The organism is Sphingobacterium sp. FBM7-1 (assembly GCF_020687765.1).
In the GTDB taxonomy this organism is placed as follows: Bacteria; Bacteroidota; Bacteroidia; order Sphingobacteriales; family Sphingobacteriaceae; genus Sphingobacterium.
In genome coordinates this window covers 43,759-59,168 of record NZ_JAJEWJ010000002.1, presented here as the reverse complement: position 1 = coordinate 59,168, position 15,410 = coordinate 43,759, and the positions used below count along the sequence as shown (strand labels likewise).

The following is a 15,410-nucleotide window of genomic DNA, read 5'->3' as shown; positions in this document are numbered from 1 at the left end:
TTTACAATTAACCAAATGTAAAGAATATTGCACGTAGTTGGGCTAAGCGTAATAGTTAATTTACGAAAACGTTGTAATTCGAACGATAACCAAAGTAGGGTGCTTTGGTTTCCAGATAGGCATCAAGGACGAGCGGAATCATCCAAAAAAAATCCTCTTTATGCGTAGGAAAGTCTACCCGCGCATAAAGAGGATTTTGAAGGTCTTTTAGTTCTTTTGGGGAACTAACTGTAGATTGATCTTAACGCTTCCTAGAACAAAATCAAGAAAAGTCCTAATATACCAGCTACCAAAACATAATACAGCGTTGGAATGATCGTTTTTCTTAAAATAGTTCCCTCTTTCCCCATTAAACCCACTACTGCCGATGCGGCTACTACGTTGTGTATAGCGATCATATTGCCTGCTGCTGCCCCTACCGCCTGTAAGGAGACAATAATCACATTCGATATCCCTAGTTTCGTTGCCATACTATTCTGAAACTCCGAGAGCATCAAATTACTGACCGTATTGCTTCCGGCTATAAAAGCTCCTACCGCACCAATGGACGGAGAAACCAAAGGCCAAAAGTTACCCACCTTGTCGGCGGTCCAATTCGCCAATGCAACCGGCATACTATCGATGTCCAGATTGTTCATGCCGGAATTGATGTAAATCCGAACCAACGGAATGGTGAAAGCAAGGACAAACGCGGCCATTAAAGCGGTTGAGAACGATTCAGAAAAGGCTTTTCTAAACTTCGGCACCGTCATTCTATGGATTAGAAAGGCAAAAAGTGACGCGATGATCAAAACCGTTCCCGGAAGATACAACGGAGTAGATATCGCGGATATTTCTGTCCCATAAATACCCGTCCAGCTGATCTTAAAATTTTGCAGAAAGCTGCCAATTCCCCAATCCTGTTTTCTAGTAGCAATCAGAAGCAAGGAAACCAGCACATAAGGTGACCAAGCCTTTACGATATTCATTTTTTTGACAGACAAATCCTCTTTCTCCACATCCAATGTCCCGGACCAAAATAGCGGCCAGCTTTTTCTTTCTGGAAAGTCCCATGTATCGGATGGGAGCAGAAATTTATACTTTACTGCAATAATCACGATTACTAATCCAATCATAGCACCTAGAAGAGACGGGAATTCAGGACCTAGAAATGTAGCTGTCAATGAGTAGGGTACGGTAAAGGCGAGACCTGAAAATACCGCGAACGGGCCGATTGTCCAGCATTTTTTCCGATCCTCTTTTTTTCCAAACACCATTATGACCATGATGATCATTATCCATGGAATGAACGTTCCTATTATGGCATGGATAATCCCTATCTGAGCAGTTGCTTCTTGTAAAAAGAGCAGCTTATCAGCCTGACCAGTAAATCCGCTGGTCAGGCCATTGTTCAATCCTATTAACACCGGCGTTCCGATAGCGCCAAACGTAACGGCAGTACTTTGTACCATCAAACCAATAATTACTGCCGACAACGCCGGGAAACCCAAAGCGACTAAAAGGGGGGCAACAATAGCCGCCGGCGTACCAAATCCAGACGCTCCCTCGATAAACGATCCAAATAACCAAGCAATAACAATGATCTGAACTCTTCTGTCGGCACTTATTTTTGTAAAAAAATATCGAATGCTGGACAGGGCTCCTGAATATTTAAGTACCGTCAGTAACAGCAATGCCCCAAATATGATATATAACACATCAAACGTAACAAACAGCCCCTCTATCGTTGAGGCAACAATATATTGTGCATCCATTTCCCAAAATTGAAAGGCTATAAAGACTGTCAACAGGAAAACGGAAGGCATCGTATATTTAGCCGGCAATCTAAAACCGACCAAAAGAACTAGCGCTAAAAAAATCGGAGCGAAAGCTAATACAGCTTGAAGGGTTAAACTCATTGCGTATTCTCTTAATTAAAGCTTCTCCGGTTTCGCAAAAGGCGTATTCATCTCTTGCGGCAACCTATACACATTCCCCTCTTTATCAGAAAAATAGAACCTAGATTCCGAAGGTTGCCTTCCGTGACCATCTGCCCAAAAGGCATAAAAATCCGGGTGTACTTGCACCGGTCTACGCGCATAGGTATGGTTGTATTTGCTATTAGCTGTCAATTGTTTAACCTTTTTCCATTTTTTCCCTTTGTTTGTAGATCGCCACAACACCATCTCTCCCCCAGTATTGAAATCCTGCGGGCCGACCGTCGTCGGAGCAATGATAAACCATTTGCCCTTTTCGATATAGATAGAACCCATGTCATAGTTATTGTTGGCAGAAGAAAAGCCGCGGATGTTCCATTTTTTTCCTGTCCAATGCGCCGTATGCCATTCTCTGGGACCATCCTCTGGACCGGGTTGCGGCCCTGTGCTCGTTAAATAAAGGATAACCGGATTCCCTTTTTCATCGAAATTGACGTCCGATATATATACATTACGTTTTTCGGTATCGTAATCGTGTACCAACGCGGCATTGTCGACTACACTGAGTGGCAACTCCATGGGCTTACCATCTACACTCTGCCAGGTCTTACCAAAATCATTCGTTTGTAGATAGTATAAATTGGTACGGAAGTCTAGTCCACCCCGCACCTTACGTTTCGGATGGTAATTAAACGCAGTCCCTACTAATTTATCCCGATTCCCGCTAGTTTGATACTGCCCCACACCGAGTTCTGACAGATTTTTCCATTCAGACCATTCTACACCGTCTGGACTGCTCATATACTTAATAACTCGTCCACTACCTTTTTCATATTCTGTAAACAATCCTAGAAAACCATCTTCTTTCGTATAATACACCTGCAAGTAAGAGAAATTATTCATAGGCACTTTCTTTCCCTCAACGATCTTAGTCGTCGTTACCCGTTCAAACACACTGATATCATACGGCTTCAAACTTTTATGTATAAAAGAAGGTCTAGCTTTACCGTGTGACGTTGAAAAAAGCCAGATATATCCCTCTTTGTCCACTTGTATAACCGGATTATCATGTGCATCGTTTGTTGCTTTGTCCACGACCATTATAGGTCGCGCTACCTCGCCGGTTTTGTGATCGAAATAAGACACTGTGTGAACAAGTGTCTTTCCGCTCTCGTCGGTTCCGCCATAGCAAAAAAATGTTTTGTCTGCTTCTGGAGCGTAAACAGAGAAAGGATAGTGATTGGACGGGTAAGTGCCCAGACCTCCGCTGTATTTGTATTTATACTCACTGGTCACCTGGCCCGCCGAACCTGCTCCTGCAATCATATACCAGATACCATTAAATCCGCTCGCAGGCTTGTTAAGAAGTTTTGCTTGGCCGTAGACTTTATCGTTCTTAGCATTATCTTGCGCAACACCAATTATTGAGCAAAAGAGAAGGGCTATAGCTAATCCAATATGGATACAATATTTTTTCTTCATACAGTTTTACTTATTACGCTTTCTGTCATTTATATCAATACTGATCTATCGTTTCAACTTGATCACCTCGCTGCCGGCCAGTAAAAACGCACCGGTTCCATATACTTCCCAACTATCTTTACTAAAGTTCTTTTCAGGCGTTGCGCCGATAGGCTGTACCCAACCCACACGTCCTTCTTCATTTACACATTCCGTAAGTGCTACCCAGGTTTTTTCGACAACTGGTAAGAATGTCTTAGCATCTAATAGGTTATTATTGATGCCCCAAGCCAATGCATAACAGAAAAATCCAGAGCCACTGACTTCTCCTCCCGGATAGGATGCCGGATCTAATAGACTGGCCCGCCATAAACCGTCAGCTTGTTGTAACTCGGCTACACGGTTTGCCATTTCCACAAACAGTTCCTCGTAAAAAGGGCGCTCGCTATAATCTTGGGGCAGCTCCTCCAAAATGCGAACCAATCCGCCCATTACCCAACCATTTCCACGCGACCAGAATATCTTTTCACCATTGGCTTCCCGTCGACCTGATCCATCTGGTTTGATAACAAAATTGAGATCTCTGGCAAAGAGCTTTTCTTCTTTATTGTATAGCAGGTCATAACATTCTTTGAAATATTCGTCATTCGCATCCAGGTATTTTTTCTCCCCTGTGATCATCCCTAATTTCACCAAAGTCGGTGGTCCCATAAACAGTGCGTCACACCACCACCATTTGATGATGTCTATCTCCCCTTTTGTGGGGTAAGGGTTGGCTAATAACTTATCCACCACATCAATGGTAGGTTGAATCCTTTCAGGCTTTTGTTCCTCTCTGTATAAGTCCAGATAAGTTTGATTAACGACGATATCGTCCGCATGGTACCAACGGCGGAATGGTCGCCAATCCTGTGCGCTGGAGATATCCCGCATGGCGTTATACACTTTCTTTGAGCCGGTGGTTTGCCATGTCGCCACCACGCCGGCATATAAAGCACCATTCGTCCAATCCTTGGGATCATGTTTGGGATGCCTAAGCTGCCAGTCAGTTGCTTTCAGCATTACGTTCTTAATATACTTCTTACCAAAAACTTTCTTGTTTGTAACTTGAGCGAACGTAGTCCCTGTAGCAACGAACAGCATCAATACCATTAAAATTCTCTTTGTCATAGCTTGTTTCTTCACAATAAACTTAAATTGAACAACACATTATTAATATAATAGAATGTAAATTAATACACCGGTTTCAACATACTCTCAAACGAAGGATATCCATTATTGATCAACGGCCAACCTTGAGCATCCCAGTGGATTTTATCCAACATGAGCACACGCTGATTGACACCGCCAACCATGGCATTGTTGACGTCAATCGCATGGTATAACATCCAGTCATCACCATTATTATCCGTCATAATCGGTGCATTATGCCCCGGTCCTGCGTATTGGGCATTCCGCTGCAATACTAAAGTACCATTACCTCTGTTAGCAATATCATTCCCATTTCTATCGAGATACGGCCCAAGCAAGTTAGTAGACCGCGCTACCAAGACACGATATGTACTGTTCGCCCCATCGCAACAGCCTCCTTTAGAGCCGAAAAAGTAATAATATCCGTTTTTCTTAAAAATGTTGACTGCTTCCCAGTCTCCTGCAGCAATTTTGAATTTCTGGGACATATCTCGAACGCTTCTTCCGTTTTCCATTAGCTCCACCACATAGGTCCCCTGTTTGGGCGTATTGTCAAAACTTCCCCAAAACAGATATTTTTGGCCGCCGTCTTCATAATAAAACGGATCGATGGAGTTTGGCACATCGATTTCGGACGAAAGAAACAGCTTTCCGTAATCAGAGAAAGGTCCCACCGGATAATCCGCGATTGCTAATCCAATACCCGGATCTGGATCACCCCACGTTGACATCGAGTAGTACAGGTGGTACTTACCATTAACATAAGCAATATCCGGTGCCCATACACCGCCGGAGGGTTTCCATGCGGGTTTGGTCGCGAAGGCATTTCCAACATAAGACCAATTGACTAAATCCTGCGAGCGCACAATCGGAACAATTTGGTTTGTTCCATTAGGCCAGCGATCTTCCGTGCCATATGCGTAAAAGTATCCCGTCAATGGATCTCTGATTACGGAAGGGTCTGCCAGGATCGGTGTAAAGACCGGGTTCGTATATTCCACTTCAGCTGGGTCAGCAAATATATTGACGGTTGCACTCATCGAATAAAACAAATCAGGAGAAAGCACCTGTGGCTTATAAATACTCCTATGGGTAAATTCTTCTCCCGAAAAATCTTCAATAATCAGTTCCGGATCAACCCCAGCTTCCAGTACAACCATCTTTTCTTGGCCGTCCACAGACGATATATAAGTAACTTCTTCACGGTCATATTCCTCCATTCCTTCCATCGGCCGAAACCGGATCCGTAGCCTATTTCCCGTCAGCGCCATCTGGCTGACGCTTCGTAGGATCAATCCGCTTTCATAAACATCGCCATGGGCCCGTCCAACAACTTCTGCCTTCACCGAGCGGTTGTCTGCGGCATCATAAGTATAAAGATCAAACACGTAATTACCTTCTTCCAGTCCTTCTATCAACGTAAGTGTATCCTTTTCAGACGTAATCGGCACCTCCATACTACCACTTCCGGACGACCAGGAAATTACCACTTTAGTTACGCGTGGATCCACAATAGGTTCCCAGGTTAGCAGTATCCTTTCCCTTCCGGCATATGCCTTGACGGAATCTACCTTTTCTGTATAGGTAATCGGTCCATCTGTCAGAAAATCTCTGTAGGTGCTGTCCATCTTGTTACAGCTTGATTCAATCAACGCCAATAAGATTATTATAACAGCAAAATATCTTTTCATAATATTAAAAGTTTAATAACATAACATGCATTACTCGACTGGATTCCCAAAAAACTGAAACTGTATAGAAGCCCAATAGGGTTGATTTCCCCAAGTGGAAAATACACGATAACGAATATAGCGATAAGGCTCAATGCCCTCCGGCATATCAAAATTTTCACCGTTCGTCGTGACGATCCGATCTTCCGGCGTACTATTTTCATCTCCCGGGATTGGATTGCCCGACGGTCTTACAGAGTTAAAAGAACCGATCAAGGTCCAGGATGCCCAGGAGCCATCCGGATTTGGATCATTACTGCCCCATAACTCGAACCGCTTCACATGCGTAGCAGCGAACGTATGCGCAGAAGGATTACTGCTGTTACGTACTTGTCGGGGGAAATAAACAAACCGGCTCAACTCATATTCCCGCCCCATATCAATGGTTATACTGCTTGGCAGCCCCGCAGTGGTATTGGAAAAGAAGAAGTATGGGTTAGTGCCAGAAAAAGGCTGAGTCGTATTTCCACTCCAAAGCGCATGAATATTTCCTACTCCAGCACCAGCACCCGTATGCCAAGGTTGTGCAGGAGGGGTTCTGTTCGGCATATCATACGTAATATCTCCCGGTAGCGGAAGGTTTGCAAATAGCCCTCGATCTGCCATCTCTTCATAAATAGGTGTTGCCTCAATCTCCAACGTATCCGACACATTTTGCCAGCGGTCCCTACACACCACGCCAAATGTCGTTTCTACACTTTCCAATCCCCTGACGTAAAATTCTCCCTCTTTTAAACTAGTGTATAAAGTTTCTAATTCTTCCCATATACCGCCATCGTTTAATTTATAAAAAATAAGTTGCAAATTAGCCCCTGTCGGATTTCTATATATCGATTTCACACCGCCGAAAACCGGCTCTACATCTAATGTTTCCGCTACGGTTAAAAAAGGAGGTGTCGTTGGATAAACTGTAACGTCCACTGGTTCAGATCGCACCTCCGAAAAACTCACAGAGTAGAGCGAAACTTTGTACTCCCCCACTTCCGGGAAGCCATCAAGCTCCAGTTCATTCGTGTAGAAAGATCCTTTTTTTGTTGTTTTAACACCTTTTATATAGTACACGGCTTCTATATAATTGACATTATCATCATTGGGCAGGGCGTATTTAACAATGGCGCCACCACTAACATTCTCTATTCCAGTTACCGTTACTGGCTGCGGAACACCATCGCCCTTCCCCCAAGGACGGTTCATATCTTCATCACCACAAGAAAACAAAATCACGACGGAAAGCAAAAGTATGATATGCTGCATCAATAAAGCATATCCGTTTTTATGCTTGCTTTTGATTTCATAATAAATTTTCATATACATATATCTTAGATTCTATAATCAATACCCGAAATTCTGAACGAGATTTTCATTTTTCTGTAACTCGTTAACCGCTATCGGCCAAAAATAATCTTTCATAGTAAACAATGGCTGGTACAAGTTTACCGGAACATAATACTCTTCTTCTGTAGAGCCATATACGTACCATCCGGTAATCGGTTTATTGAGTTCTTCATAAGCCGTCTTCCAGCGGCGCAGATCCCAATAGCCTTTCCCTTCAAATGCCAGTTCAATAGTACGCTCCCGTTGTATGATTTCTCGTCTTCCTTCCAATGTATTAGGTTTATCCGGCCGACTCGAATACAAGCTCCATGACTGATCTACACCTTCGAGCCCAGCTCTTTCTCGTACGCGATCCACATATTCCAGCACCTCTTCTTTACCTCCTCCTGCCTCATTCAGAGCTTCCGCATAGAGCAAATAGAGGTCTGCCAGCCGCATAACCGGCCAGGCGTAGTAAACAGCTGTTGCGTTAGAGCCTGTCGATACAGTCGTCTGATAGTTATTTAGCTTTTTTCCGGAATATCCTGTCAGATTGTGGCTGTTGGCACGGAAGCTGCCAGCACTGCCCGAATAGCGCATCTCTGCTACAAGAGGATTACTTTCGTCCAAAAACCCGGAACCAAACCATATCCCTCCATCAAAAACTAAATCTGCATAAAACCTTGGCTCACGGTCGAAATTCAGTCCGGCTGTGGTATATCCCTCCCTAATATTCAATCGATGGTCTGCTCCTGCAGTCCGCAAGTCATACATTCCATTCCGATCGTAGGTAATATCTTCTTCAATCGGCACACCATTTTTGGTATAGAATTTCTGAACAAACTTCAAAGGGACATTCAGGCGCGCCGTGAAATTCGTGTTGGTTGAAGTAGACACCAATCCTCTTGGCCAATTATGTCCTGCAATGGCTGACTGCCCATTAGAAGATGATGTTCCCCCTACCCAGCAATTTGTGTTCGGCCATATCACTTCACGGTTCCAATTTTCGTTTACCGCACCACTGATACTCAGTTTCGTCTTCGTGATATCCGATATGGGCAAAGTTAACCCACCTTCAAAGGCATACAATGAACGTCCCTGTATTTCCAACATATCGATAGCCTCCTTACTCGTTGCCGCGGCCTTTACCCAACGTGCCCTTTTCTCTTCATCTGTTTTATTTGGGCTGAATATGGCGATACCACGGTTATCGACAATGCTTGCATAGTCTGTATTACCATTGAATAAAGGACTAGCTGCTGTTACCTGTACATATGCTTTGAAGGCCAACACGATTCCCTTGTTAATACGTCCCAATTCCTCGGCTTCATTTGCCGTGTACTCCGGCAGGTATTCATTCGCCAAAGCTTCATCGAATAACCTTTCTATATATTCAAAACATTCATCCAGCGTATTCCGATAGACTTTGGTCTCCTCAATACTTGCACCGACCGGTAGATTTTGATCCATGATATAGATGGGGCCGTAATTCCGGACTAACCAAAAGTGGTAATAAGCTTTCAAAAAGGTCACTTCCCCCTTCCATTTTTCCTTTTCATCCTCTGTCATGTCGGGTACGCGGTCGATGTTTTCTAGAAAAATATTACAGTCACTAATCCCTTGGTAGAGCGAACGACCCGGAGCATTTAAGTTATCATATCCTATCCAAGCATCGGCATGGGGCGCGTTGGCATTCTGGTTTCCGTATTGGATATTAGCGCCTACACCGCCTAATGCGCCATTGGTACTGACTTCGTTCGTAGCCGTAAAGTACTCTTCTCCCGCTGTAAACGACGGATTGGAAGAAACACTCCCTTGCTGTGGCATATAGGAATAACACGTGAACAGGTATTTCTCTGCGGAAATTCTGGTCGTAAATGCATTATCGATCGTTGCAATACCATCAGGAACGATATCTAAATATTTTTTACAAGCCCCCGTGAAAGCGATGATTGATATCACAAGTAGGAGCTTACCGGCACGGTATAACAAAAAGATAAACCCACGCATGGTAATTCTATTGGTATAAATAAGATTTTTTTTCATTTTCAAAGCTTTATAGTGAAACATTGATCCCTACGTTTATGACCCGCTGTATAGGATAATTCAGTGCATTTCCTCCCTGCTCTACATCCCATAACTTAAATTTGCTCCACGTAAATAAGTTCAGCCCATTAAAGTACAACCGTGCTGATTTCAAACCAGCCTTGGATGATATACGTTCGGGCAGCTTATATCCGATCTCTGCCGATTTTAACCGGAGAAAAGAGCCGTCTCGCATAAACCAAGTACTGACCTGCCGATTATTCTCCACACTCGATGTAGAAAGCCTCGGCCAAAGCGCATAGATATCTCTCGAATCTTCATTCCAATAACTATCGGCAATAAACTGCGTCAATTGGTTATGACCAATAAGGCCGCTATTGGTGTTGTTTGAAAAAAACGGAGAGTTATCGTTATAACTTATCCAGAGGGATTCGTTGCCCAGTCCTTGAAAAAAGACCGACACATCAAAGTTTTTATAACCGTAGGATGCTCCGAACCCGTAGATAATTTCTGGTACGGTAGGGTAACCAATGGGCACCTGGTCCAACTCTGTAATAACCCCATCACGATTTACATCCCGGTATTTTATATCACCTGCTGCGTAGGTACCAAACTGTGTCGGAGAGTTAGCAACCTCATTCTCATCAATAAAGAGACGCTCTGCGATATAGCCCCATCGTTGCTGAAAGGAATAACCCACCCGGGATTGCCACGGCTCGTTTGGAAAATGCAGTTCATCGAAGGTTTTATAACGGTTTCGGGCAAATGTAAAGTTTCCCATCAGTTGTAACCAGGAATTTGTGAATGATCTATTGTAAGCTAATTGCCCATCTATTCCCCATGCTCTTGCCTCTCCCACGTTAGAACTCGGTGTTACCCATAATCCCATAGTTCTCGGAATATTCGATCGGGTCATTAAAATATCGGTTCGATCCTCGAAAAAATACTCCCCAATCAATTTGAGTCCGTTACTAAACTCCAGCTCTGCACCGAAATTTGCTTTTTTAGCTTTTTCCCAAAGTATATTCGGATCAGCATACCGCCCGACAGAAATTCCGGAATTGCTATACCCACGTTGAATTCCAAAGCGCTGTGTCAAGTTCGTATTATCCATGTTGATATTCGACAAGTATAAAAATCGACCAGACCCGATATTGTCATTTCCTACGACACCATACGTGGCCCTTAATTTAAGCATGGAGATGGTATTATTCAGTTTTGAACCGGCAAACCAAGGTTCATTAGAAATATTCCATGCCACACCGGCGGAAGGGAAAAAACCAAACTGGTGGTCGGGATGGAATCGTTCCGAACCATTGTAACCAAAGTTAAATTCCGCGATATAACGGTCGTCATAGCCATAAGTAGCCCGCCCTGATAAACCCACGTTTCTGTAGGGCAATGATCCTTGGACATCAGAGGCCCCTAATGAAACATTGTTACGCAACATATAAACTAACAAACCGCCTACACTGTGCTTGTCATTAAACGTGCGATTATAATTTAAATGTCCTTCAAAATAAAAGTTTGCTGTAGGCACACCAATAGAGCTCTCATATCCCAGATAATCCGTACCATCATTAGGGTTAAGATTATATATGGAATACGTGTCGTCTAGTCGATTATAAGAACTGAGTCCATACCAAAACGGGTTATAATACCGTGAAATAGAGTGCGAGCCAATGCGTAATACGTTGACCAATGCCCTTGCACGTAATCCTTCCGTCAAAAAATTCAACCTCTGGCTAACCTGAAACTGAGCAGAAAGGTTTGATCGGCCTCGTTCCTGATAACCTTTAACAAGCTCGGCGTAAGGATTGATATAATAGGATCCGTTCGACGCCAATTCATTTCCAAACAAAATGTGTTCTGTTAATCGATGCTGCTCATCTACCGGATAATATGCGGGAAATAGCACAGGATTACTCCGTTTAATCAAATCATACATCTGCGTACCTGTGTACGTTGGCCCAGTATAATTACTAAACGTTCCACTGAATCTTGTCGTAATTTCCATGGTATTGATCGGTCTGATGATGACATTCGACCGTAAAGTAAAGACGTTATTGCTGATTCCGTTATTGAAATTATTACGGCGGTCCGTTTTCAAAATACCACTGTCGTGTGTGTATGCTCCGGTAATATAATATGTCGCTAGCTGGCTTCCCCCACTCACACTCATATTTGCCCGTCGCGTTAGCGCATAATCTTGCAACAACTCCTTGTGCCAATCCGTAGACGGAAACATAAATGATCCTGATCCCAGCACCGTATTGTCGATTTTCTCGGGCGAATAAAGCAAATCGGCGAGCGGCTCGCGCGTTACAATAGCCTCATTGTGCAACCGCATATACGTAATTGGATCAGCAAATTCCAAGTTTCGTGTCGGCGCCGATATGGATTGCTCGAAACGGACGTTCGTATTTATTTTACCGACTTGCCCTTGCTTGGTCGTTACGAGAATAACACCATTAGCCCCTCTTGCACCATACAATGCTGTAGCTGCGGCATCTTTCATTACGGAGAAGCTCTCAATATCATCCGGTTGCAAATAGGATAAATCGGTAGCAGTTAATTCAATATTGTCAATCAATATCAGTGGGTTGGTATTTGACCCAAAGGTAGAAATACCGCGGACAAAGAAAGAAGCATTGTCAGCCCCAGGCTCACCCGAACGTTGGAAAGCAATCATTCCGGCCACGCGGCCAGCCAAAGCCGTCGTCAAATTACTCGACGGTATCTTCAGATCTTTCGGCGTAACGGTTGTCACCGCTCCGACGAGTTCTGCTCTTCTGGTTTGACCACCAAATGCCGTAACCACGACATCTTCTACCATCGACGTAGACTGATACAACACAATGTTAATGACAGGGTTGCTTTGCACAGTCGCTTCTGTATCTTGGAAACCAACTGCTGAAAAACGCAACGTAGAACCCTTGGGCACGGAAAGAATATACATGCCATTGCCGTCCGTAGCGGTAGAAATAGAAGAGCTACCTTTTACGGCAACGGAAACGCCACTAATTTTTTGTGCTGTAGAATCTGTAACCGTTCCTCGTATTTCGATATTCCCCACCTCCGGGTCTTTTTTTACATCGGTAGCCGTTAAGCTTTGTAATGTAACATCGAGTTGGTTAATGCCTCTTACAGGAATTTCCAAAGGTTCAAATCCTTCTTTTGAAAAAACTAAGATATCGTCGTCGGCAACAGCAACAACGAACTCTCCATTTTGATCGGTCGTGACCCTCGAACGTTGAGATTCTTTGATAAAAACCGCAACATCAGCTAAAGGCCCCGTGGCATCTGCGACAGTCCCTCGCACTTCTTTTGTTTGTATATCCAAATCGGCAAAAGAGATAGAATGCTCATCTCGCTCCACAACTTTCTCCGAGCCCAATGCTTCAGAGAAAGACAAGGCGCCGACAAATAGGAATATAAGCTTAAAAGGAATATGTAACAATTTGTTCATGATATATTTAAGTTTATTGACTAGCTAATTAACAGACATCAAAAAGTTGTATCAAGACTTTCTGAATTTAACATATGCTAAGTACATCAAAAATTCGCAAGTCTATTCAACATTTTGTTTCAAAACATAGTTAGTTTGTCTTCTTTACAATCAGATTGGTAAAGTAGCCCCTCTTTGCAATATTTCTTGTTTAGATTTTTCATCTGTTCTAATTTGTTTATAATTATGTCTTATACGGTTAATATAATAATGGCATTAATAACAAACGCAAGTAAGCAAATAAGTATATTATAAATTCCACGTTTTGTATCAAAAACTCTTTATTTTGTCTTTCTCTGATTAATCTACTCCAATCACGCTTTCCAAAAGAAAACTTATGTGTATTTTTAAAAAAGAATAAGAGCCCGAGAAGTAAACAACGAAAAGAATATGGAAGAGATGATGGACCGTAACTATAAACCTGAAATTCTTATTGTAGACGACAATATGGAGATTTTAGACTTTCTGGAAGATGATTTAAGCGATCAGTTTGAGATCGTGAGGGCGACCAACGGGGCAGAGGCGCTGGATATATTAAACCGTGTCTTGATTGATCTCATCGTGTGTGACGTGATGATGCCGGAAATGGATGGTTTCGAGGTATGTAAAACGATCAAGTCAAACCTTAAAAATTCGCATATCCCTGTCATCCTCCTCACGGCAAAAAATTCGTTGAATGCAAAAATTGAAGGACTGGAAATCGGTGCCGATGCCTACATCGAAAAGCCTTTTTCGCCAGAATATCTTCGTGCACAAATTCACAGTTTGTTACTGAATAGGAATAAGGTAAAAGAGTTTTTCATTTCCTCTCCTTTTGTGCATGTCAACACCACAAATATTCACAAAAGTGATGAAGCTTTTTTAGAAAGAATATACGAGGTTATCCAACAACATCTAGCAGATCCGAATTTGGATGTCGAAAAATTAGCCGATTTGATGAATATGAGCAGACCCACCTTGTATAGAAGAATCAAGTGCATATCGGCTGTCTCCCCCAATGAACTCATCAATATGGCGCGATTGAAAAAAGCAACAGAGTTATTGATCCAACATAACTACAAGATATTTGAAGTATCCTATCTCGTCGGTTTTAGCTCCCAAACACACTTCGGGCGTAATTTCCAGAAATATTATGGTATGTCACCGAGCGAATATATTCAACAAATAAACAGCAGAAAAAACATCATCCAATCTTAAAGGTTATCATCTTTGTGTGTTGGTCCTAATACCACTAATGTTCCATCGTCCCGGATTGTCATTTCATCAATAAATACCATACGTTGTTGCCCGGTCTCGGCTGTTCGGCCGTGATACACACACCACATTTTCCCGTCCGGCGTTTTTAACACACTGTTATGCCCTGTTCCCGAAACTTTCCCTCCCTTATGTGTATTTTTTTCCAGAATTGGATTATTCGTTGCTTTGCTGTATGGCCCTAAAGGATGATCCGCGGTGGCATAACCCACTGCATAGTTTTCTCCTGCAAAATGATTTGCAGAGTACATCATATAGTACTGTCCCCCCCACTTAAACGTATATGAACCCTCTGTCCAGCGACGGTTGATTTCCTTACTCGTAACGGATCGACTTTCCCATTCTGCTTGTTTATCATTCATTTTAAGTGGCGGACGAAGCAATAGAACCGGCTCACCTATAATTCCGGTCAAATCGGGTTTAAGCTCCACTCCGTAGACCCAACTTTCTTCAATTTCATCATACAGACCTTGTTTTCTCGCCCAATCCGCAATTTCCGACTCCACAGGATGTTTATAGCAACATCTTGAATAGTACAGGTATTTTCGTCCGTCATCGGCGATATACACGTTGCCATCAATCACGGGGTAGCCCGGGTCGAACAGCGGCTTTCCGGTGACATCCTCAAAGGGCCCGGTAGGGGCCGATGAAACCGCGATACCGATTTTATAGTTCTCCAACTCATTGTCGGGATTTACTTTCCAATGCGCGCTATAAAACATATAAAACTTATCCCCCCACTGATATACTTCTGGCGCCCAAAAATCCTTGACCCCCCAAGACTTTTCTTGGGCAGCCGTGTATACCACGCCCTCCTTTTTCCATTTTTTTAAATCATTTGAAGAATAGGCCACAAAACCATTTTCGGTCCCTCCCGTTCCATACATGTAATATATCCCGGTCCGTTCATCTAACAGAATATAAGGATCCCCAAAAGGCACTTCCAATGGGTTGACAGTGGCTAACTGCGCTTTAGCTGTTATCAAACAG

General features: G+C 43.1%; 9 protein-coding genes. 1 reads left to right on the top strand and 8 read right to left on the bottom strand.

Annotation, left to right across the window (positions count from 1 at the left end; translation table 11 throughout):
• Window positions 1–251: 251 nt before the first annotated feature.
• The 7 genes from LKO28_RS04915 to LKO28_RS04885 form a co-directional block, all read right to left on the bottom strand.
• Complete coding sequence (locus LKO28_RS04915; protein ID WP_227693590.1) at window positions 252–1,898, bottom strand: L-lactate permease; 1,647 nt, start codon at window positions 1,896–1,898, stop codon at window positions 252–254.
• A gap of 15 nt (window positions 1,899–1,913) precedes the next feature.
• A complete protein-coding gene (locus LKO28_RS04910; protein ID WP_227693589.1) occupies window positions 1,914–3,398 on the bottom strand; it encodes a BNR-4 repeat-containing protein in 1,485 nt (494 codons plus the stop codon).
• A gap of 45 nt (window positions 3,399–3,443) precedes the next feature.
• Window positions 3,444–4,547 carry a glycoside hydrolase family 105 protein gene (locus tag LKO28_RS04905; RefSeq protein WP_227693588.1) on the bottom strand — a complete coding sequence of 368 codons (1,104 nt, stop codon included), beginning with the start codon at window positions 4,545–4,547 and terminating at the stop codon, window positions 3,444–3,446.
• Between the two features lie 62 nt (window positions 4,548–4,609).
• Window positions 4,610–6,259 carry a family 43 glycosylhydrolase gene (locus LKO28_RS04900; RefSeq protein WP_227693587.1) on the bottom strand — a complete coding sequence of 550 codons (1,650 nt, stop codon included), beginning with the start codon at window positions 6,257–6,259 and terminating at the stop codon, window positions 4,610–4,612.
• Between the two features lie 30 nt (window positions 6,260–6,289).
• The gene (locus LKO28_RS04895; RefSeq protein WP_227693586.1) at window positions 6,290–7,606 is read right to left on the bottom strand and encodes a DUF5000 domain-containing lipoprotein; all 1,317 of its coding nucleotides are present in this window, start codon (window positions 7,604–7,606) and stop codon (window positions 6,290–6,292) included.
• 24 nt (window positions 7,607–7,630) lie between these two features.
• Complete coding sequence (locus LKO28_RS04890; protein WP_227693585.1) at window positions 7,631–9,658, bottom strand: RagB/SusD family nutrient uptake outer membrane protein; 2,028 nt, start codon at window positions 9,656–9,658, stop codon at window positions 7,631–7,633.
• A gap of 10 nt (window positions 9,659–9,668) precedes the next feature.
• A complete protein-coding gene (locus tag LKO28_RS04885; protein ID WP_227693584.1) occupies window positions 9,669–13,127 on the bottom strand; it encodes a SusC/RagA family TonB-linked outer membrane protein in 3,459 nt (1,152 codons plus the stop codon).
• A gap of 429 nt (window positions 13,128–13,556) precedes the next feature.
• Here LKO28_RS04885 and LKO28_RS04880 point away from each other — a divergent pair, with 429 nt between their 5' ends.
• The gene (locus LKO28_RS04880; protein WP_227693583.1) at window positions 13,557–14,363 is read left to right on the top strand and encodes a response regulator; all 807 of its coding nucleotides are present in this window, start codon (window positions 13,557–13,559) and stop codon (window positions 14,361–14,363) included.
• Here LKO28_RS04880 and LKO28_RS04875 read toward each other — a convergent pair.
• Window positions 14,360–15,406 carry a glycoside hydrolase family 43 protein gene (locus LKO28_RS04875; RefSeq protein WP_227693582.1) on the bottom strand — a complete coding sequence of 349 codons (1,047 nt, stop codon included), beginning with the start codon at window positions 15,404–15,406 and terminating at the stop codon, window positions 14,360–14,362. The two genes, LKO28_RS04880 and LKO28_RS04875, sit on opposite strands and share 4 nt — an antisense overlap.
• Window positions 15,407–15,410: the final 4 nt, after the last annotated feature.